At 61.7% G+C, this 20412-nt stretch carries 16 protein-coding genes; 5 read left to right on the top strand and 11 right to left on the bottom strand.

Annotated features, from left to right (window positions below; translation table 11 throughout):
* Window positions 1-9: 9 nt before the first annotated feature.
* Window positions 10-822, top strand: coding sequence for an AmmeMemoRadiSam system protein B (gene amrB, locus H4684_RS09950; RefSeq protein WP_192623607.1), 813 nt, complete (start codon window positions 10-12; stop codon window positions 820-822).
* A 69-nt stretch (window positions 823-891) separates the two neighbouring features.
* Here amrB and folD read toward each other — a convergent pair whose 3' ends face one another.
* The 3 genes from folD to H4684_RS09935 are packed head-to-tail and all read right to left on the bottom strand — an operon-like array spanning window position 892 to window position 3877.
* Window positions 892-1737 carry a bifunctional methylenetetrahydrofolate dehydrogenase/methenyltetrahydrofolate cyclohydrolase FolD gene (gene folD / locus H4684_RS09945; protein ID WP_092190234.1) on the bottom strand — a complete coding sequence of 282 codons (846 nt, stop codon included), beginning with the start codon at window positions 1735-1737 and terminating at the stop codon, window positions 892-894.
* A 53-nt stretch (window positions 1738-1790) separates the two neighbouring features.
* The gene (gene eno, locus H4684_RS09940; RefSeq protein ID WP_192623606.1) at window positions 1791-3083 is read right to left on the bottom strand and encodes a phosphopyruvate hydratase; all 1293 of its coding nucleotides are present in this window, start codon (window positions 3081-3083) and stop codon (window positions 1791-1793) included.
* The gene (locus tag H4684_RS09935; protein ID WP_318779629.1) at window positions 3080-3877 is read right to left on the bottom strand and encodes a type III pantothenate kinase; all 798 of its coding nucleotides are present in this window, start codon (window positions 3875-3877) and stop codon (window positions 3080-3082) included. The genes eno and H4684_RS09935 overlap by 4 nt, the downstream gene beginning before the upstream one ends.
* A 160-nt stretch (window positions 3878-4037) precedes the next feature.
* On the opposite strand from H4684_RS09935, the gene H4684_RS09930 reads away from it, so the two are divergent.
* A complete protein-coding gene (locus H4684_RS09930; RefSeq protein WP_092190032.1) occupies window positions 4038-4235 on the top strand; it encodes a Trm112 family protein in 198 nt (65 codons plus the stop codon).
* Window positions 4236-4237: 2 nt separating this feature from the next.
* The gene (locus H4684_RS09925; RefSeq protein ID WP_192623605.1) at window positions 4238-5056 is read left to right on the top strand and encodes a TatD family hydrolase; all 819 of its coding nucleotides are present in this window, start codon (window positions 4238-4240) and stop codon (window positions 5054-5056) included.
* Here H4684_RS09925 and H4684_RS09920 read toward each other — a convergent pair.
* From H4684_RS09920 to carB, 8 genes are all read right to left on the bottom strand, one after another.
* Window positions 5045-5353: a DUF4911 domain-containing protein gene (locus tag H4684_RS09920; protein WP_192623604.1), complete on the bottom strand. Its 309-nt coding sequence runs from the start codon at window positions 5351-5353 to the stop codon at window positions 5045-5047. The genes H4684_RS09925 and H4684_RS09920 overlap by 12 nt on opposite strands.
* Window positions 5340-6401, bottom strand: a complete 1062-nt coding sequence (locus tag H4684_RS09915) for a M24 family metallopeptidase (protein ID WP_192623603.1) — start codon at window positions 6399-6401, stop codon at window positions 5340-5342. The genes H4684_RS09920 and H4684_RS09915 overlap by 14 nt, the downstream gene beginning before the upstream one ends.
* Window positions 6402-6444: 43 nt before the next feature.
* A complete protein-coding gene (locus tag H4684_RS09910; protein ID WP_092190024.1) occupies window positions 6445-7458 on the bottom strand; it encodes a nucleoside recognition domain-containing protein in 1014 nt (337 codons plus the stop codon).
* A 139-nt stretch (window positions 7459-7597) separates the two neighbouring features.
* Window positions 7598-9934 (bottom strand): penicillin-binding protein 1A, encoded by a 2337-nt coding sequence (locus H4684_RS09905; RefSeq protein WP_192623602.1) that lies wholly within the window; start codon window positions 9932-9934, stop codon window positions 7598-7600.
* Complete coding sequence (locus H4684_RS09900; protein ID WP_192623601.1) at window positions 9931-10476, bottom strand: zinc/iron-chelating domain-containing protein; 546 nt, start codon at window positions 10474-10476, stop codon at window positions 9931-9933. Before H4684_RS09900 ends, H4684_RS09905 begins: the two co-directional genes overlap by 4 nt.
* A 43-nt stretch (window positions 10477-10519) precedes the next feature.
* On the bottom strand, window positions 10520-11515 hold the full coding sequence (locus tag H4684_RS09895; protein WP_092190017.1) for a KpsF/GutQ family sugar-phosphate isomerase: 996 nt from the start codon (window positions 11513-11515) through the stop codon (window positions 10520-10522).
* A complete protein-coding gene (gene purF, locus H4684_RS09890) occupies window positions 11516-12907 on the bottom strand; it encodes an amidophosphoribosyltransferase (protein WP_092190015.1) in 1392 nt (463 codons plus the stop codon).
* 103 nt (window positions 12908-13010) lie between these two features.
* Window positions 13011-16259, bottom strand: coding sequence for a carbamoyl-phosphate synthase large subunit (carB, locus tag H4684_RS09885; RefSeq protein ID WP_092190013.1), 3249 nt, complete (start codon window positions 16257-16259; stop codon window positions 13011-13013).
* 468 nt (window positions 16260-16727) lie between these two features.
* Between carB and H4684_RS09880 the strand changes: the two genes are divergently transcribed.
* Both H4684_RS09880 and pruA read left to right on the top strand, forming a co-directional pair.
* Window positions 16728-17213, top strand: a complete 486-nt coding sequence (locus tag H4684_RS09880; RefSeq protein ID WP_092190011.1) for an Lrp/AsnC family transcriptional regulator — start codon at window positions 16728-16730, stop codon at window positions 17211-17213.
* 27 nt (window positions 17214-17240) lie between these two features.
* Window positions 17241-20246: an L-glutamate gamma-semialdehyde dehydrogenase gene (gene pruA / locus H4684_RS09875; protein ID WP_192623600.1), complete on the top strand. Its 3006-nt coding sequence runs from the start codon at window positions 17241-17243 to the stop codon at window positions 20244-20246.
* Window positions 20247-20412: the final 166 nt, after the last annotated feature.

The raw sequence follows: 20412 nt of genomic DNA, 5'->3' as shown, positions 1-20412 counted from the left end.
GAGGCAGACATGAGTTTTGATCGCGAGCCCGTCGTCGCGGGCCAGTTTTATGCCGGACGTCAGGACCAGTGGCTGGCAACCGTGCAGTCGTGCATGCGCGGGGAAAAAGAGAATGAGAAAACCGCCAAACTGGCCATGGTCCCCCATGCCGGACACGTCTTTTCAGGCGGCGTGGCAGGTCAGACCCTGGCCCGGGCCAAATTGACGGATACAGTGCTCCTGCTCGGCCCCAACCACACTGGCATGGGCGCGCCCATGGCCGTATGGCCGGACGGCAAATGGCTGCTGCCCGGCGCGGCCATGGACGTTGACGCCGAACTGGCCGCCGCAATTCTGGCGGCGGAACCGGCGTTGACCGCCGACCGGGTCGCCCATCTGCAGGAACACTCCCTGGAAGTCATTCTGCCTTTCCTGTGGGCCAAGAACCCTGAAATGCGCATCGTCCCCATCGCAGTGGGCGACCCCAGGCCACACAAGCTCGGAGGCGCGGCGGCCAAGATCGCCGAAGTGCTCGCGAGGCTCGGCCGGGAAGTATCCGTCGTGGTCAGCTCGGACATGAACCACTTCGCATCCGACGAAAAAACCCGCGTCATCGATCGGCACGCGCTGGACCGCATCCTGGCCCTGGACCCCATGGGTTTTTACGGCAAGGTGCGGGAAGAGAACATCTCCATGTGCGGCGTGCTGCCCATGACCCTCGGCATGCACCTGGCCAACATCCAGGGCGCGAAAAAGGCGGAGCTGGTGGCCTATGCCACATCGGCGGACGTGAATGGGGACGTGTCCAGAGTGGTGGGCTACGCAGGAATCATCATCGAGTAGGATCGGCGGCGGGAAAAAGAAAATTCGGGGAAGGGGCCAAAACGGCCCCTTTGCTTTTTTACGGGGCCTTTAGCCCATATGTTCCACGTAGGCTTCGACCGTGTTGACCAGGAGCTGGGCGATGGTCATGGGGCCCACTCCGCCGGGCACCGGAGTCATGGCCGAGGCCACGTCCTGCAATCCTTCGAAATCGCAATCCCCGACCAGACCAAGCTCGGTCCTGTTGATGCCCACGTCGATGACCACGGCTCCAGGCTTGACCATGTCGCGCGTCACGAACTTGGGAATGCCCACGGCGGCCAGGACGATGTCGGCGCTGCACACCTCGGCGGCGATGTTCCGGGTCCGGGAATGGCAGACCGTGACCGTCGCGTTCTTCTGCAGCAGCATAAGCGCCAAAGGCTTGCCGACAATGTTGCTGCGACCGATGACCACAGCCTTCTTTCCGGACACGTCTATGCCGTGGCGCTCCATGAGGGTCATGATTCCCGCCGGGGTGCAGGAACGCAGGCAGGGCAGCCCCAGCGCCAGGCGGCCCATGTTCACGGGATGAAAGCCGTCCACGTCCTTGGAGGGGCTGATCAGGTCAAGGCAGCGCTGGCTGTCCAGCCCCTTGGGCAGGGGCAGCTGCAACAGCAGGCCGTCAATAGCGGGGTCGCTGTTCAGGAACATGATCGTGTCTTCAAGCTGCGCCTGCGGGATGTCCTCCGGCAGGCGAAAGCCCTTGGAGATAATGCCCACATCCTCGCAAGCCCGCTCCTTGTTGCGGACATAGACCTGCGAGGCAGGATCGCCGCCAACCAGGATCACCGCAAGGCCCGGCGCCCGTCCATGCCTTGCCGTCAGCACCGCGACCTGATCCTTGAGTTCCTGACGGATGATGGCGGCCGTCTTTTTTCCGTCGATGATTTGCATGTTGTCCTCGGCTGAAAATAAAAAAGGCGCACCGAAGTGCGCCATACGGGTTATTATTCTTCGTCAAACCAGTTGGCGGCCATGGCCGGTCCAAAATAGACACCCTGCGAATCCAGGTCTTCCTCGATGCGCAGCAGCTGGTTGTACTTGGCCATGCGGTCGGAGCGGCACAGGGAGCCGGTCTTGATCTGCCCGGCGTTCACGGCCACGGACAGGTCGGCGATGAAGCTGTCCTCGGTCTCGCCGGAGCGATGGGAGATGACCGTGGCGAAAGAAGCCTCCTTGGCCATTTCGATGCAGTCCATGGTCTCGGTCAGCGTGCCGATCTGGTTGAGCTTGATGAGGATGGCATTGCCCACGCCGCGCATGATGCCGTCGGCCAATAGGGCCGGATTGGTCACGAAAATGTCGTCGCCGACCAGCTGCAGGCGGTCGCCCAGCACGTCGGAGAGAACTTCCCATCCATCCCAGTCCGCTTCGGCCAGGCCGTCTTCGATGGACACCAGCGGAAACTTTCCGGCCAGATCGGCGTAGTAGTCGGTCAGTTCGCGCGCGGTCAGGATCTTGTTCTCACCGGCGAAATGGTACTTGCCGTCCTTGTAGAATTCCGAGGCGGCGGCGTCGATGGCCAGGGCAATCTGGCTGCCGGGCTCGTATCCGGCTTCCTCGATGGCCTTCATGATGTATGTGAAAGCCTGCTCGTGACTGGCGAAATTGGGTGCAAAGCCGCCCTCGTCGCCGACGGAGGTGGCCAAGCCGTCCTTGTGCAGGATCTTCTTCAGGGTATGAAAGGTCTCGGCGCCCATGCGCAGGGCTTCCTTGAAGCTGGCCGCGCCGAGCGGCAGGATCATGAATTCCTGGATGTCCAGGTTGTTGGCTGCGTGCGCTCCGCCGTTGATGATGTTCATCATGGGCGCGGGCAAGACCTTGGCGTTGATGCCGCCGATGTATTTGTAGAGCGGCAGGCCCAGAAATTCCGCAGCGGCCTTGGCCGTGGCCATGGATACTCCGAGCATGGCGTTGGCGCCCAGGCGGGACTTGTTCTCAGTGCCGTCCAGATCGATGAGGGCCTGATCCACTTCCACCTGACGGACGGCTTCAAGGCCGATGATCTCGGAGGCGATCTCTTCCATGACGTTGCGTACGGCCTGCTCAACACCCTTGCCGCCAAAGCGGTCGGCGTCGCCGTCGCGCAGTTCGAGGGCTTCACGCGTGCCTGTGGATGCGCCTGAAGGCACGGCGGCGCGCCCCGTGGCGCCCGATTCGAGGGTGACTTCCACTTCAACGGTGGGGTTGCCCCTGGAATCCAGAATCTCCCTGGCCCAAATACCTGTGATGGTGCTCATGATTGCTCCCTTGCGTTCCTTGGTGAATGTTTCTGAAAATATGCGGCCAAAAGGCCCTGCATGAGCAGGTCCGGGGCCAGATTGTCGATGCATGAGGTGATGGCCGCCAGATGCGGGGCAAAACCGCCCGTGGCGATGACGCGGGCGTCAGGAGCGGCCAGACGTTTTTTGAGCCGCGCGGTCAGCCCCTCCAGCATGGCCGCGAAGCCGAACAGCACGCCGTGATTGAGACTCTGCCGGGTGCTGGTGCCGATGTCCAGGTCCGCGCCGCCCGGTTCCAGGCTGATCTGGGGCAGCTTGGCGGTCTGGGTGCCCAGCGCCGTGACCGAACTGAGCACTCCCGGACAGATGAGTCCGCCCAGATAGGCCCCATTCTGCACGCAGTCGAACGTCGTGGCCGTGCCGAAGTCGACGACGATGAGCGTCTCGTCGTCAAAAAGGGTCCGCGCCGCGAAACCGCCCAGCAGGCGGTCCGCGCCGACCTCCTGCGGTCTGGCGTAGCGGTTTTCGAGCGGCAGCGCGATGTCGCCGGGCACGAACAGGGCCGGGCAGGAGAAAAAATCCGCGCAGGCGGCCTTCAGCAGGCTGTTCAGTGGCGGCACCACGGAAGACAGCACCCAGGCCCGCACCTCGCCCTCGGCCACGCCCTCGCGGGCGCAGATTCCTGCGATGCAAAGGCCCAGGGAATCGGAGGTCTCCCGGTTGGTGGAGGGCAGCGAATAGGTCCGGCCAAGGCCGTTTTCGTCCGCCAGACAAAGCTTCACGTTGGTGTTGCCCACGTCGAAGAGCAGCACCGGTCCCCCAGAGAATGTTTTATCACCATGCATCATAGGTGCGGTTGTATCGCATTGGTTTGAAAACTCAAGGACCGGGTGGCATCTGTCCGCTTGTAACGCGTTTTCGTTCAGGATAAGCCCCTCTTCAACATCTTACCATTCATCATGTGGAGGAAACATGGCCCTGAACAAGGAACTGCTGCAAATTCTGGCCTGCCCCAAATGCAAGGGCGACCTGGAACTCATCGGTCAGGAAGAAGGTCTCAAATGCGCGGCCTGCGACGTCGTCTACCCTGTGCGCGAGGAAATTCCGGTCATGCTCATCGACGAAGCCATCGCCGTTGAGAAATGGGACCAGGGCGTGCGCGAGAAATAACGATGAGCAAAAAGAAAGAGCGGCAGCTTCCTGAAACCCTGGGGCTCTCCCCGGTGGGAGCGGACAGCCATGCCCATCTTGACGGCCGGGACAATGACGTGGACGCGGTTCTGGCGCGGGCCCTTGCCTGCGGTGTGCGCACCGTGGGCAATGTCTTTCTGGGCCCTGCGGCCTACCGCGAGGGAAGGGCCCTTTTCGAGCGTCACGACGATGTTTTTTTCCTGCTCGGAGTGCACCCGCACGAAGCCGCGAAAATGACGGACGCCGACCTTGCGGACATGCGCCAGGCATTCTCGACCGATCCAAGACTGCGCGCGGTGGGCGAGATCGGCCTTGACTACTTCTACGACTTCTCCCCCCCCGAAACGCAGCAGCACTGGTTCCGGCGCCAGCTGGAGCTGGCCCTGGAACTGGATCAGCGGGTGGTCATCCACTGCCGCGACGCCGAGGACGACTGCCTGGAAATTCTGGATGACATGGGTTTTGGCGGGCGGCCCCTGCTCTGGCACTGCTTCGGCCTTGGACCGGAATGGGCTGAAAAACTGCTCCGGCGCGGCTGGCACCTCTCCGTGCCCGGCACGGTCACATACGCCAAATCCGAAGCCCTGCGGGAAGCTGTCCGGATCATCCCGGCGGACAGGTTGCTCCTTGAAACCGACGCCCCCTACCTCTCCCCTGAGCCCTACCGGGGCAAACGCAACGAACCCGCCCTGCTGGGCTTCACGGCCCTAGAAATCGCCCTGCTTCGCGGCGAGAATCCGCATGAATTGTGGGCGCGCTGCGGCGACAACGCGAGGGACTTTTTCGGCCTAGCCGACTGAGCATCCCGGAGGCTCGATGATTTTCGCGCCCTGGCCCTCAAGCACTTCCCGCAGGGTCCTCTCTGCGCCGGGCGTGAAGCGCAGCTTGATCACGGCCCGGTAGCGATCGACCACGCTCATGATGGCCAGGTTGTCGTAGCCTTCGAGCAGGAAGCGATAGAGGGCGATCCGGTTGCGGGGCACCTCGGCATAAAGAACCCTGCTGGCCAGGCACGCCGGCGCGGGGTTCTTCTCCCTGCGGGGCTTTCGGGGCCGAGACTTGCGCGGTTCCGGTGATGGCTGCTCAGAGCACTTCATGACCGTCCTCGGTGACCACGACCATATGTTCCCAGCGCACTCCGCCCCACTCAGGATAATACAGGCCAGGCTCCACGGTGATGACCATGCCGGGCCGAAGCACCGTCGGGCGCATAGGGCCGACTCCCGGAGCTTCGTGCGTTTCAAGGCCAATGCCGTGCCCAAGGGAATGCGTGAAATGCTCGGCCACCCCGTGCCGCGCAAAAAACTCCCTGGCCGTGGCGTGCAGCTCATCGGTGCCAACCCCCGGAGCGACCTTGGCGATGGCCAGGGCCTGCGCCTCCTGCACCAGGGCAAGGGTGCGCTTGAATTCGTCCGTAGGATTGTCCCCGATCCACCATGTCCGGGTCTGATCCGAACAATACCCGTTCAGTCGTCCGCCCATGTCGATCAGAACCGGAGTCTGTGCCGAAAGGCGGGCATCTGCAGGCGTGGCGTGCGGCAAGGCTCCGTTGGGACCGAATCCGACAATGGGCGCAAAACTGAGGCTCTCGGCTCCCCGTTCCCGGAATTCCTTCTCCAGCATCCAGGCCACTTCCCGCTCTGTAACGCCGGGCACCAGCTTCGGCCGAAGGGCTTCGTAAACCTGGTGGTTCAATGCGCAGGAGGCCCTGAGCCGGGCCAGTTCCTCACAATCCTTGACCGTGCGCAGCTCTTCCACCAGACGCGGGGCTTGGCGCAAGGCCAGCATCCCGGCCAGCTCCAGATACATTCCCGCACACATGGCATGGGTTTCAACCCACAGTTCGCTGACGCCAAGGCTCTTTACGAACTCGGCGATCTTTTCGACGCGCGGCGCCCCGTAAACGTGCACATGTTCGCCTGGCCAGTGCCGCCGGGCCTCCTCCGTGAAGCGGGCATCGGTCAGTAGCCAGTCCGGTCCGTTCAGGCGGATCAGCAAACAGCCCGAGCTTTCGTTGCATTGCCCGTCATGCAGCTCAAAGCCCGACAGATAAAAACGGTTGGCCGGATGGACCACGAGCAGGGCATCGATGTCCTGCTTCTGCATGAGATTTTTCAGGCCCTGAAGACGCTTGGCATGGTTCATGGTCGATACGGCCTGATTTGCTGTGAAGAAGAGATCCGCAAGCTCATTTCCTGTCCGGCACGATGGCGCCCGGACAGCAGGGCTCGGGCTTGGAATAGACCTCGACGGGCTTGAACAGATGCCGGTGGAAGAAGTCGTCCCCCAGCCATGCGACCACGCGCACCAGAAGCGCGATGACGACAAGGGTGAAGATGATCCGCGCCCAGAGCAGCCCGGAGACATGTCCTCCGATGACGACCATGAGCAGGGTGTCCTCGAACACCGAATGGGACAGGCCCATGAGGCTCAAGGACGAAAAGATGTCCTTGGAACCGACCTTGCCCGAATGCGCCTCGTGCATGATCATGCCCCCGCCGTAGGCCAGACCCATGATCATGCCGACGATGGTCAGGGTCCCGGCCTCGGAACCGATGCCGAGCAAGCGCAGGAGCGGAGCCAGCAGCCGCACGCACAGCCCCGTCAGTCCGATGGCCGTGAACACACGCATGATCGCGCTAAGGGCCACGATGATGACAAAGACCATGGCCAGATTCTGCACCTGCCCAAGTCCCCAGACCAGAAGGTCCCTGCTTTCCGGCTGGGGTTGCCAGAGCAGGACGTTGGTCTCCTGCAGCCATCCTCCCCAGGCGTAGATCCGGGACAGAAGCCAGCCCAGCATCAGGGCGCCGCCGATGCGCAGCAATGCCTGAAAGCCCATGCGCGGACCCGACTTGCGCACGATCTGCAACTCCACGGGGAGGCCGTGGGCGACCAGGATCATGACGCCAAGCACCGTGACCTGCGCCACGCTCAAAGGATGCTCTCCTGCCAGGGAAACGAAAACGATCATGCTTCCATAGATGTTGCTGACCAGCGCCGTGGCCCAGACGAGCCCCATCTCCCCGGGCAGCCCGACCATCTGCATGACCGGAGCCAGTGGCCGGGCGAGCCAGACCACAAGTCCCAGTTCTTGCAGGATTTTGACCACAATGATGATGGGGACCATGATCTTGTAGAGTTCGAGGCTGATCCGCCCCGAACGCCACAAGACGCTCTTTGTTTCTTGAAGGATGTTCATGGATTTCCGTACTGTGCATAAAAACGGGTTGACGGCTCTGCCTGTCCCCTCTCCCAAGCCGCAAGGGCGAGGCGCATCATCTTTTGCGGCCCCGTGCTGCAGGGCCGGTCACGAAGAGCGCGACATCAAACAAGAACCTCTAGAAGATCTGCTTGAGCAGGCTCTCCCCGCCGGCATTGGATGAACCCGGATCGGCGTCAAGCTCATCGAGACCCACACTTGGCAACGGCTCCGTGCCGTTCGCGAAAGGCAGCATGTAGGCCTCGGTCGCGCCCGGTCCTGCCAAACGGCCGGTGCGTGCGTCCACCCGGGCCATGACGATACCGGGAGGAGCCTGGAAGTCCTGAACCGGGTAGCCGGGTTCGACCTTGCTGCGATAGTCGATCCAGATGGGCAGGGCGGCCCGTGCGCCGGTCTCGTACTTGCCCATGGGCCTGACCTGATCGTAGCCCACCCAGACCCCGGTCAGCAGATAGGGGGAGAAACCCATGAACCAGGCATCCTGCTCGTCGTTGGTGGTGCCGGTCTTGCCCGCCACGGGGCGTCCCAGAACCTTGGCGCGCGCGCCCGTTCCGTACTGCACGACCTGCTGCAGCAGATGGGAAATGATATAGGCGGTTTCCGGGGAGATGGCCTCGGTCACTTCCTCCTTGGCCGAAAAGAGCTGTTCCCCCCAGGGCGAGACCACACTTTCGATCAGCCGCGGCTTGATGCTTGTACCGCCACGGGGAAACGCCGTGTAGGCCTGGCAAAGATTGAGCGGCGTGAACTGCCCGGACCCCAGGGCCAGGGAAAGATTGGGCTCCATGACTCCGGTCAGCCCCAGGGCCTTGCCGCGCTCGACGATCTTCTGGATGCCGACCTGCTGGGCCACTCGGATGGTGACCAGGTTGCGCGATTTGACCAGGGCCGTGCGCAGCAGCGTGGGGCCGTAGAAGATGCCTTCGAAATTTTCAGGCTTCCACATCTCCCCGCTTCCGTCCTGATAGACGATGGGGGCGTCCAGGACGATGCTGGCCGCGGTGAATCCGTTGTCCAGGGCCGCCGAATAGACGATGGGCTTGAAGGCCGAGCCGGGCTGGCGCAGCGCCTGGGTCGCCCGGTTGAACTGGCTGCGGAAGAAATCGTACCCGCCGCAGAGCGCAAGCACTTCCCCGCTACGGGGATCGATGGACACAAGCGCGCCTTCAACCTTGGGCTCCTGTTCGAGCTTGAGCTTCCAGGGCTTGTCCTGTGCAACCTCCTCCACCGAAACCCAGATCACGTCTCCGGGTTTGAGCACCTTGCGAGCGTCGCCAACCTTGCCCGCCTCTTCCGGAGCCAGCTTGGGATTGGGCACCCGGGCCCAGCTCATGGAAGCCACGGGAACGATGCCCGATTTGGTGCCGAAGCGCACCTTCGCCCCGGCCTTTTCCACGCCGGTGACCAGGACCTGCATCCAGTCCCCGGGCTTGGACTCGATGTCCTTGCGGGCGCCAAGAAATTCCTCGTACTCGCCCTCGTCAATATGCCTGACCGGCCCCTGCCAGCCATGACGCTTGGCGGTTTCGACCAAGCCAGCCTTAAGGGCCTGATCGGCAACGACCTGATGGTCCATGTCCATGGCGGTGCGTACCTGAAGACCACCGCCGTAAACCATGTCCTCGCCATAGCTCTCGACCAGCTGCCGCCGCACTTCCTCGAGATAGTAGGGGCCCACTTTCCAGGACGGATCTTCCTGCGCCCCGTAAACGAGGGGTTCGTTTACGGCGGCTTCGTATTCGCCGCGGTCGATCCAACCCAGATCCCTCAGCCGGGCGAGGACATAGAGCTGACGCTCCCTGGCCCGCTCGGGGTTGCCGTAGGGCGAATAGCGCGACGGAGCCTTGGGCAGGCCGGCCAGCAATGCGGCCTGGGCAAGGCTCAGCTGGGAGGCGTTCACGCCGAAATATTCCCGCGCGGCCGCCTCCACTCCGTAGGCCTTGGCACCAAGGTAGATCTGATTGAGATAGATTGTCAGGATCTCGTCCTTGCTCAGATATTTCTCCAGGCGATAGGCCAGGATGACTTCCTTGAGCTTGCGTTCGTAGCTGCGTTCGGGCGTGAGCAGCATGGACTTGATGACCTGCTGGGTGATGGTGCTGCCACCCTGGACGATGCCCCCGGCAATGAAGTTCTTCACAGCCGCCCGGAAAATTCCCGGCAGATCCACGCCTTCGTGCTGATAGAATCCGGAATCCTCGGCCGCCAGAAAGGCTTTGACCGTGATCGGGCTCATCATCGACAGGGGAATGAGAAATCTCTTTTCGCGGTAGAAATATCCGAGAATCCGGCCATCCCGGGCCCGGACCGTCGTGGCCAGGGCCGGAGAATAGTCGCTGAGCTTCGTGAATCCGGGCAAATCCTCCTGGGCCCAGTAATAGAGGCCAATTCCCGCGCCAGCGGCAAGAAACACGCCCAGCACAATCAGCACCAGGAATATCTTCAGAACTTTCATGACTTCACCTTTGCGTCCGGCTCAAGCCCGAGCTTCGAGCACATTTCGCCAAACAGGGCCCTGACCTCCGTGCTGCTTGTATTCATGGCCTCGATCATGGTCGCAAGGGAGGGGCATTCCTCATTGGCCAGGCATTCGGCGGCGGTGAACCAGGTCAGCTGCCCGTGAAATTGCCACAGCGGAAAAAGCCGGCAGTAGATCGGCCGCACGCTCCGATCCAGAACGCATCCGTCGCGCCCCAGAAAGGTGCATTCGCCTTGCGGGGTGGTGGCCAATCGCCAATGCGAGCCCTGCCTGGGAAATGCGGCCGCGATGTCGCGCTCCGGCATGAGAAAATCGAGCTGTTCGACAAAGCCGGGTGTGTTGGCGACCAGGACGAAGGAATCTTCCCCGCCCTGCCCGGCGCCACGGATGGCGTTCATTTCAGGGATGGAGATGGGAAAACAGAATTCCTCGTCCCCGCTTGCGACCGTGCAGCACGTCCGGCCTCTGGCAGCGCAGCGGCCGCAGACATCTGGATGTATAATGGATGTATCGTTCATATTTGTTTGGAAAAAATGTGTGTGAAAGGACGCGGCCCTCTTTTCAGGAACGCGAAAACTTGACCCGGCCCTGCCCCAGCACGTCATGCATGTGCACCATGCCGGCCAGGGTCTGGTCGGGGGCGACCACGGGCAACACGGTGATGGCCCGGGACTCCATGATATCGAGGACTTCGGCGGCTTTTTGTCCGCAGGTGGCATGCAGGGGCGACGCGGTCATGACCGAATCGATCACGGCGTCCAGAACCAGCCGGTTCGCGCAGACGAGGCGGCGCACATCGCCGTCGGTCAAAAGGCCCAGCAGATGCCCCCCTGCGTCCAGCACGCACACGCAGCCCAGGCGGCCCGCGTTGAGCACCTCAAGGGCCTGTCCCAGGGATGCCCCGCTGGGCACCACGGGCAGCTGGGAGGAACGCATCAGCTCTTCGACCTTTCGGGTCAGGCGCTGACCCAGGGCCCCCCCGGGATGAAAACGGCGAAAGTCGTCCAGGGCAAAGGACTTCCACTCGATGAGGCAGACCGCCAGGGCGTCTCCCACGGCCAGGGTGGCCGTGGTGCTGGCCGTGGGGGCAAGCCCGTGTGGGCAGGCTTCGCAAGGCACCGAGGTGTCGATGACCACGTCGGACAGCCGGGCCATGGTCGATTGCGTTCCCCCGGTCAGGGAGATGACATGCCCGGCCAGGCTCCTCAGGCTGGGCAGGATGTTGTTCAGCTCGTCGGTCTCACCGGAATTGGAGATGGCAACGATGACGTCTTCGTGACGGATCATGCCCAGATCCCCGTGCGCACCTTCCACCGGATGCAGAAAAAAGGACGGAGTGCCGGTGCTGCTCAGGGTCGCGGCGATCTTGCGCCCGACCAGGCCGGACTTGCCAAGCCCCGTGATCACCACCCGGCCCGAGCACCCGGCCATGATCCCGAGGGCGCGCACAAAGGAGTCGTCCAGACGGTCACGAACAGCGGCCAGGCCGCGAGTCTCGATGTCGAGCACCTCCCGGGCCTTGGCCAGCCAGTCTTTCTGCGTGCTTGCACTAGGCATCTAGCAACACTCCAAGGAGAGCTTGCCGATGCCTCCGTCGGGCAGAACCGGATAGGCTCCGTTGAAGCAGGCCAGACAAAAGTTTTCGGGCCCGCGCACCGCCTTGAGCAGTCCGCCGATGGTGATGTAGTGCAGGCTGTCGAGGCCCAGATAGCGCCCGATGTCGGCCACGGAATGATTGGCCGCGATGAGCTCGCCCTTGGAGGAAAAATCGATGCCGTAGTAGCAGGGATAGCGAATCGGCGGGCAGCTGACGCGCATGTGGATTTCCTTGGCGCCCAGTTCGCGGAGCTGCTTGACGCGGGTGCGGATGGTCGTGCCGCGCACGATGGAATCCTCGACAATAACCACGCGCTTGCCCTTGATCATGGACTTCACCGGATTGAGCTTCACTCGAACCGAAAAGTCACGCATGCCCTGGGTCGGCTGGATGAAAGTCCGGCCGACATAATGGTTTCTGATCATGCAGGCCTCGAACGGCAGGCCCGACTCCTGGGCGTAGCCCACGGCCGCATACACGCCCGAATCCGGAAAGGGCATGACGAAATCGCCTTCAACCGGGCATTCCTGAGCCAGAATCTTGCCCATGCTCTTGCGGGCGTTGTAGACTTCCTGGTCGAAAACCAGGGAATCCGGCCGCGCGAAATAGATGAGCTCGAAAATGCAGGAACTCTGCTTCTCGGCGGGCTCCATGTAGCGGTGCGACATCATCCGGCCGTCCTCGATGACCAGCATCTCGCCCGGGTCCAGACAGCGCAGGTACTCGGCCTCAAGCAGGTCAAAGGCGCAGGTCTCGGAGGCCAGTACGTAGGCATCTCCGACGCGGCCCAGGGACAGAGGCCGAAAACCCCACGGATCACGCACGGCGATGAGCTTCTGATCGACCATGAAGAGCAGGCTGTAGGAGCCCTGGATGCGGCTGCAGGCCTTGGCGATGGCCTCCTCGGGAGTGCCGCCGTTCATGTATTTGGCCACCAGATGCATGATCACTTCACTGTCCATGGTGGTCTGGAAGATCGTGCCCTGATTCTCCAGCTCTTCACGCAGCGAGATGGTGTTGACCAGATTTCCGTTGTGGGCCAGGGCCAGATTGATGCCCTTGTAGGTGACCTTGAAGGGCTGTGCGTTACGGATGAGCGAGGCCCCGGTGGTGGAATAGCGGATGTGGCCCATGGCCACGCTCCCTTTGAGCTGGTGCCCGAGGTGACGTTCCTCGAACACGTCGGCGACCAGTCCCATGCCGCGCTGCTCGCGGATGGTCTGCCCGTCCCAGGTGATGATGCCGGCACTTTCCTGACCGCGATGCTGCAAGGCATAAAGACCGAAATAGGTCATGCGCGCCGCTTCCGGATGGCCATAAATTCCAAATAATCCGCAGGCTTCCTTTTTCATATTGCTTCACGTTCCGTGTAGGTGTTCTTGAATGCGCAAAAGCCCAGGGCCACGATTGGCCCTGAGCTTTGCACCAAAATCCCTGATCTCCGGTGTCCGGAGGTTAGAAATCCCGGCCAGATTCCTTGTAATATTCCTGCAGGCATTTCACGTCGAGCCCGGAGGTGCTGCGCTCCTTGATGGCCATGGCCAGCGCCTTGGCCGCGGCCAGATTGGTCGTGTAGGGCAGGCCGTACATGACCGTGGTCCGGCGGAGCTCCGAGGAGTCCTCCTTGGTGCGCTTGCCGGAAGACGTGTTGATGACCAGCTGTATGTCTCCGTTCTTGATGTGATCGATGACGTTGGGCCGCCCCTCGTAGACCTTGTTCACAACCTGGCACTCGACCCCGTGCCCGGCCAGGAAGGCCGCCGTACCGCGAGTGGACATGATGGTGAAGCCGAGCTTCTGGAAAGTCTTGGCCGGTACGATGATCCCGCTCTTGTCATGATCGTTGACGGAAATGAACACGCACCCGGACGCAGGCAGAAACTGCCCGGCCGCGAGCTGGGCCTTCATGAAGGCCAGTCCGAGAGACGGGTCGATGCCCATGACTTCGCCGGTGGAGCGCATTTCCGGTCCGAGCAGGGCGTCCACGCCGGGAAAGCGGTTGAACGGCAGGACCGCCTCCTTGACCGCGTAATAGCCGCCCTTGCGCATGTCCCAGGGTTTCAGATCGGCAAGCTTTTCGCCCATCATGACCCGCGTGGCCAGCTTGGCCAGGGGCACGCCGGTGGCCTTGGAAACAAATGGGGAGGTACGCGAGGCGCGGGGATTCACTTCGAGAATGTAAACCTGTTCGTCCTTGAGGGCGAACTGGATGTTCATGAGTCCGACCACGCCCAGCTCCTTGGCCAGGGCCTTGGTCTGGCGCTCGATCTCCTGAATCCACATCTTGCCGACGGTGTGCGGGGGCAGCACGCAGGCCGAATCGCCGGAATGAATGCCCGCTTCCTCGATGTGTTCCATGATCCCTGCCACGTAGGTGTCCTCACCGTCACTGACGGCGTCGACGTCGATCTCGATGGCGTTCTCCAGGAACTTGTCGATCAGGATGGGATGATCCGGCACGACGGTGACGTGCTTGTCGAAATAGGTACGCAGGTCCTTTTCGTCATAGACGATGTCCATGGCCCGGCCGCCCAGCACATAGGAGGGGCGGACCACCACCGGATAGCCGATGCGGGCGGCCACGATCACGGCCTCCTCGATGCTCATGGCGGTGCCGTTGTTGGGCTGCAGAAGGTCGAGCTTCTTGAGCAAGGCCTGGAAACGCTCGCGGTCCTCGGCGCGGTCGATGGAATCCGGCGAGGTGCCCAGAATCGGCACGCCCTCGCGCAGAAGCGGAACGGCCAGATTGAGCGGAGTCTGCCCGCCGAACTGCACGATGACGCCCTCGGGCTTTTCCTGCTCGATGATGGCCAGCACGTCCTCGCGAGTCAGGGGCTCGAAATAGAGCCGGTCCGAGGTGTCGTAGTCGGTCGAGACGGTCTCGGGGTTGGAGTTGACCATGATGGATTCGATGCCCATTTCGCGCAGAGCGTAGGAAGCATGCACGCAGCAGTAGTCGAACTCGATGCCCTGACCGATGCGATTGGGGCCACCGCCGAGGATGACCACCTTGCGCTTGTCCGAGACGCGAGCCTCGTTTTCGGTTTCGTAGGTCGAATAATAGTAGGGGGTGTAGGCCTCGAATTCGGCGGCGCAGGTATCGACCAGCTTATAGGAGGGGATGATGCCCGCTTCCTTGCGCATGGACCGGATGTCGCGCTCGCCGCGTTTCCAGATCGTGGCCAGCTGCCGGTCCGAAAAACCCATGGCCTTGGCGTCGCGCAGCACCGTCACGAAATCGGGATTGTCCACGGACAGATTTCCCTGCAGGCCGACGTTCTTGAGTACGCCCTCGAAATCCACGATGTCCTTGAACTGGCGAATGAACCAGGGATCGATGGCCGAGGCCGCGAAGATCTCCTCCTCGGAGATGCCGGACAGCAACGCGTCGCGCAGCTGATAGAGGCGGCGGGAGTTGGGCTTGCGCAGCCCGGCCAGGGTGTCCTCGATGTCGGGCAGCTGTCCGTCGAAGGTCTTGCCCAGTCCGGGGTAGCCGGTCTCAAGGGAGCGCAGACCCTTTTGCAGGGCTTCCTTGAAGGTCCGGCCGATGGCCATGGTCTCGCCCACGCTCTTCATGGCCGTGGTCAGATAATCTTCGGCGCCGGGAAATTTCTCGAAGGTGAAACGGGGAATCTTGATGACCACGTAGTCGATGGTCGGCTCGAAGGCGGCCATGGTCTCGCGGGTGATGTCGTTCTGCAGTTCGTCCAGGGTGTAGCCGATGGCCAGCTTGGCCGCGATCTTGGCGATGGGGAACCCCGTGGCCTTTGACGCCAGGGCCGAGGAACGCGACACGCGCGGATTCATCTCGATGATCATCATGTCGCCGTTGGCCGGATTCAGCGCGAACTGCACGTTGGAACCGCCGGTCTCGACGCCGATCTCGCGCATGATGGCCAGGGAGGCGTCGCGCATTTTCTGGTATTCGTCGTCGGTCAGGGTCTGGGCCGGGGCCACGGTCACGGAATCGCCGGTGTGCACGCCCATGGGATCAAGGTTTTCGATGGAGCAGATGATGACGCAGTTGTCCTTCTTGTCGCGCACGACTTCGAGCTCGTACTCCTTCCAGCCCAGAAGCGACTCCTCCAGCATGACCTCGGAGGTCAGGCTGGCCGCCAGGCCCTGCTGGGCGATGCGCTCCAGGTCTTCCTTGTTGTAGGCAACGCCGCCGCCGGTGCCGCCGAGGGTGTACGCCGGGCGGACAATGATGGGAAATTTGAGCTTGTCGCCCCACTCGCGGACGTCGTCCAGGGTGCGGGCGATGCCGCTCTTTGGAACCTTGAGGCCGATATTCTCCATGGCCTTGCGGAAAAGCTGGCGGCTCTCGGCCTTCTTGATGCTCGGCAGGGATGCGCCGATCAGTTCCACTCCGTACTTCTCCAGGACCCCGTTCTCGGCCACGGCCACCGCCGTGTTCAGGCCGGTCTGGCCGCCAAGGGTCGGAAGAAGGGCGCAGGGGCGTTCCTTTTCAATGATGCGGGCCACGGTCTCGGGCTCGATGGGCTCGATGTAGGTCCGGTCGGCCAGGTTCGGATCGGTCATGATCGTCGCCGGGTTGGAGTTGACCAGGATGACCTCGTAGCCCTCTTCTTTGAGGGCCTTCAAGGCCTGGGTCCCGGAATAGTCGAACTCGCAGGCCTGTCCGATGACGATGGGGCCCGAGCCGATGAGCATTATCTTCTTGAGATCTGTTCTCTTGGGCATGGATGATTGGGTGGGTTATATGTTGGAAATCGCTCCAGAAGCGCAGGCGGCCTGACAGCCGTCGTGCCCACACTCATGAGGCCCGGGTACATTAAACACAGTACACTGGAAGGTCAAACACTGGTTATGCACACCCCGCAGACCCATCCATCACCGCCAAATCACGGAAAAATTCACTCCCGGACCAACCCCGCCCCCGGTTCCCGAACGCGCATGTCAAATACGTAATACTCATTTCGCCGCCAAAAATTTGCGATCCGGATCCTGAATTTATTGTTTTTGAGCTTTTATTCTTTTCTTCGATGTTCTTTGCGAATATTATTCGAGATTGATCGCTTACTCACATCCGGCCCGGCAGAGCCTGGAAAGCCCTTTGCAAAGAGACACACGCAATTCTCCAATTATGGCAATCTTCATTGACGAAGATCTTCTCAAGAATTATATTCCCAAACCAAGAGGCGAACAACAATGTTAGACAGCACAGATATCGAGATCCTGAATATCCTTCAAGAGAACGGAAAGATCACCAATGCCGAACTGGCCCGCCAGATCGGCATGGCTCCGTCCGGCGTGCTGGAACGGGTCAAGAAACTCGAACAGAAGGGCGTCATCGATAAATACGAAGTGCGCCTTAACCCCAAGGCCTTAGGGATTTCCCTTTCCACCTTCATCCAGATCAAGACCTCCGATTCGGTCGGCAGCTCGGAGATCGGCAGAAAGCTGGCCGAAATCGACGAGGTGCAGGAAGTGCACTGGACCGCCGGGGAGTACAACTATCTGGTCAAGGCCCGGGTCAGCAGCACGGAAACGCTGGCCCAGCTCATGAAGCAGTTCGGCGAAATACCCGGAGTTCGTGACAGCCGGACCACCCTGGTGCTCGACACCCTAAAAGAGACCCAGGCCCTGTCCCTGCAGTTCATCGCGTGCAAAAACCCCAGGAAAGCCCCAAAATAAACCAGTTCTAAAATCCAGGAGTCAAAAATGGACAGTATGGTGTTGGACAAAAAGATCAGCGACCGTGGCAAGGAATTTTTTGCCAGCATCTCCGGCGAAGCCCCTTCCATTTTCAACAAGGGCTGGTGGACCGGCAAGGTCATGGACTGGTCCATGAAGAACGAGAACTTCAAGGTGCAGCTGTTCCGCTTTGTGGACGTCCTGCCCTACCTGAACACCTCCGACTCCCTGACCCGGCACATCGACGAATATTTCGCCGGTGACGACCAGGACGTGCCCAAAGTCCTGAAATGGGGCGCGGGGGCGATGGGCTCCGGCCTTGGCGGCAAGCTGGCCGCCGGGCTCATGGCCAAGACCATCCGCTCCAACATCGAGGGCATGGCCAAGCAGTTCATCATCGGCGAGAATACCTCCGACGCCATGAAGAACCTCAAGAAAATCCGCAAGGACGGCTTCGCCTTCACGGTGGACATCCTTGGCGAAGCGTCGGTCAGCGAGATCGAATCCGAAGCCTATCTGAACGAATACATCGAACTCCTGGACGCCCTGAAAAAGGAGCACGCCTCCTGGGCGGCCCTCGGCGGCGGAGAGCTGGACTGGGGACATGCGCCCAAGGTCAACATTTCCGTAAAGCCCACGGCTCTCTTCTCCCAGGCGTCGCCCAAGGACTTCGAGGGCTCGGTCCGGGGCATCGAAAATCGCCTGGCCACGATCCTGCGCAAGGTTAAGGAAATGAACGGCTTCATGCGCATCGACATGGAGCAGTACAAATTCAAGGACATCACTCTTGAGGTGTACCGCCGTCTGCGCTCCAGCGAGGAATTCCGCGACTACCCGCATCTGGGCATCGTGTTGCAGGCCTACCTGAAGGACACGGACAAGGATCTGGCCGATCTTCTGGCCTGGTCCAGAGCCCAGGGCCTGCCCATCTCCATCCGCCTGGTCAAGGGCGCCTACTGGGATTCCGAGACCGTCATCGCCAAGCAAAACGGCTGGGACATCCCGGTCTGGACCATCAAGGCCGAGAGCGACGCCGCCTATGAACGCCAGGCAAAGGTCATCCTGGAAAACCACGACATCTGCCATTTCGGTTGCGCCTCGCACAATATCCGCACCATCGCCGCGGTCATGGAGACTGCCAAGGCCCTGAACGTGCCCGATGAGCGCTACGAGTTCCAGGTCCTCTACGGCATGGCCGAGCCCGTGCGCAAAGGGCTAATGAAAGTGGCCAAGCGCGTGCGCCTCTATGCCCCTTATGGCGATCTGTTGCCCGGCATGGCCTATCTGGTGCGCCGCCTGCTTGAAAACACGGCCAACGAATCCTTCCTGCGCCAATCCTTTGCCGAGGAGGCCGAGGTGGAGCGCCTGATGGAAAACCCGGTGGCTACCGTCGAACGGGAAAAAGCCCAGCGCCGCCCCGGGGCCGATCCGGAGATCAAGGGCCTCACCCGCTTCGAGAACGAGCCCTTCGCCGATTTCACCCAGGAGACCGTACGCCGGGCCTTCGTGGATGCGCTCGCCGTGGTGCGCACGCAGCTGGGCAAGGAATATCCGCTGGTCATCGGCGGCCAGGAGGTGCGCACGGCCGACACGTTGCAGTCGGTCAATCCGGCCAACCCGAACGAAGTCATCGGCACCATCTGCCAGGCTTCCACCAAGGAAATCGATCTGGCCATCGAAGCCGCCAAAAAGGCCGCTCCGGCCTGGAAAGCACTGTCTCCCGAGGAACGGGCCGGATATCTGCTCAAGGCTGCCGAAATCGCGCGCACGGAGATCTTCACCCTGTGCGCCTGGCAGACCCTCGAAGTGGGCAAACAGTATGATCAGGCCCAGGCCGATGTGGCCGAAGCCATTGATTTCATGGAATACTACGCCCGCGAGATGATCCGTTTCGGCAAACCCCAGCGCATGGGCCGGGCCCCGGGCGAGATGAGCCAACTCATGTACCAGCCCAAGGGCATCGCGGCCGTCATCGCCCCCTGGAACTTCCCGCTGGCCATCAGCTGCGGCATGAGCTCGGCCGCCATCGTCGCCGGCAATCCCGTACTGTACAAGCCGGCCGGACCGTCCTCCGTGGTCGGCTTCACCCTGTCCGAAATCTTCCGCAAGGCCGGCCTACCGGCCGGGGTGTTCAACTATGTGCCGGGCAGGGGCTCGGTCATGGGCGACTACCTTGTCGAACATCCCGACGTCGCGCTGATCGCCTTCACCGGATCCATGGAAGTAGGCCACCGCATCATCAACAAGGCGTCCGTGGTTCATCCCGGCCAGAAGCAGATCAAGAAGGTCATCGCCGAACTTGGCGGCAAGAACGCCATCATCATCGATGACGACGCCGATCTGGACGAGGCCATCAGGGAAGTCCTGCACTCGGCCTTTGCCTTCCAGGGTCAGAAATGCTCGGCCTGTTCCCGTGTCATCGTCGTCGAACCCATCTATGCCAAGTTCATCGAACGTCTGGTGGAAGGAGCCAAGTCCCTGGCCATCGGACCGGCCGAGGACCCGACCTACTTCATGGGGCCGGTGGTGGACGACAAGGCCCAGCAGAACGTGCTCAAATACATCGGCATCGCCACCAGCGAAGGCAAGCTCCTGTACTCGAGCCCTGTCCCGGACAGCGGGTATTACGCGCCCCTGACCATCGTCGAGGGCATCACCCCCGAGCACCGCATCGCCCAGGAAGAGGTCTTCGGTCCCGTCCTTGCGGTCATGAAGGTCAAGAACTTCGACCAGGCCATCGAGTGGGCCAATTCCACGCGCTACTCCCTGACCGGAGCCGTATTCTCGCGCAGCCCCAAGCACCTCGAAAAGGCCCGCGAACAGTTCAACGTCGGCAACCTCTACCTCAATCGCGGCTCCACCGGCGCGCTGGTGGAACGCCACCCCTTTGGCGGCTTCAACATGTCCGGCATAGGCTCCAAGGCCGGCGGCCCGGACTACCTGCTGCAGTTCATGGACCCGAGACTCGTCTGCGAAAACACCATGCGCCGCGGCTTCGCGCCCATCGAAGAGGACGACGACTGGATCATCTGATCGCCCCTCCCCCGCGCCTGCCTTTGCGGCCCGCCAGGACTCGTTCCTGGCGGGCCTTTTTTGTTTTCCGGCGGACCCGCACGCGAATTCGCCTGATCGATACTCTTTTAAATTGAATCACCTTGCGCATGCCGCGACCGGCAGAGTCAAAGCCATTTAGCCAAAC

Source organism: Desulfomicrobium macestii (assembly GCF_014873765.1).
Taxonomy (GTDB): domain Bacteria; phylum Desulfobacterota; class Desulfovibrionia; order Desulfovibrionales; family Desulfomicrobiaceae; genus Desulfomicrobium; species Desulfomicrobium macestii.
Note: the sequence above shows the minus strand (reverse complement) of the source record. Positions and strands in the feature narration are given on the sequence as shown.

What these genes read in the sequence shown, in the direction of transcription:
- amrB (WP_192623607.1), top strand. Translation starts at nt 10, where the DNA reads ATGAGTTTTGATCGCGAGCCCGTCGTCGCGGGCCAGTTTTATGCCGGA.
- folD (WP_092190234.1), bottom strand. Translation starts at nt 1,737, where the DNA reads ATGCAAATCATCGACGGAAAAAAGACGGCCGCCATCATCCGTCAGGAA.
- eno (WP_192623606.1), bottom strand. Translation starts at nt 3,083, where the DNA reads ATGAGCACCATCACAGGTATTTGGGCCAGGGAGATTCTGGATTCCAGG.
- H4684_RS09930 (WP_092190032.1), top strand. Translation starts at nt 4,038, where the DNA reads ATGGCCCTGAACAAGGAACTGCTGCAAATTCTGGCCTGCCCCAAATGC.
- H4684_RS09925 (WP_192623605.1), top strand. Translation starts at nt 4,238, where the DNA reads ATGAGCAAAAAGAAAGAGCGGCAGCTTCCTGAAACCCTGGGGCTCTCC.
- H4684_RS09920 (WP_192623604.1), bottom strand. Translation starts at nt 5,353, where the DNA reads ATGAAGTGCTCTGAGCAGCCATCACCGGAACCGCGCAAGTCTCGGCCC.
- H4684_RS09915 (WP_192623603.1), bottom strand. Translation starts at nt 6,401, where the DNA reads ATGAACCATGCCAAGCGTCTTCAGGGCCTGAAAAATCTCATGCAGAAG.
- H4684_RS09910 (WP_092190024.1), bottom strand. Translation starts at nt 7,458, where the DNA reads ATGAACATCCTTCAAGAAACAAAGAGCGTCTTGTGGCGTTCGGGGCGG.
- H4684_RS09905 (WP_192623602.1), bottom strand. Translation starts at nt 9,934, where the DNA reads ATGAAAGTTCTGAAGATATTCCTGGTGCTGATTGTGCTGGGCGTGTTT.
- H4684_RS09900 (WP_192623601.1), bottom strand. Translation starts at nt 10,476, where the DNA reads ATGAACGATACATCCATTATACATCCAGATGTCTGCGGCCGCTGCGCT.
- H4684_RS09895 (WP_092190017.1), bottom strand. Translation starts at nt 11,515, where the DNA reads ATGCCTAGTGCAAGCACGCAGAAAGACTGGCTGGCCAAGGCCCGGGAG.
- purF (WP_092190015.1), bottom strand. Translation starts at nt 12,907, where the DNA reads ATGAAAAAGGAAGCCTGCGGATTATTTGGAATTTATGGCCATCCGGAA.
- carB (WP_092190013.1), bottom strand. Translation starts at nt 16,259, where the DNA reads ATGCCCAAGAGAACAGATCTCAAGAAGATAATGCTCATCGGCTCGGGC.
- H4684_RS09880 (WP_092190011.1), top strand. Translation starts at nt 16,728, where the DNA reads ATGTTAGACAGCACAGATATCGAGATCCTGAATATCCTTCAAGAGAAC.
- pruA (WP_192623600.1), top strand. Translation starts at nt 17,241, where the DNA reads ATGGACAGTATGGTGTTGGACAAAAAGATCAGCGACCGTGGCAAGGAA.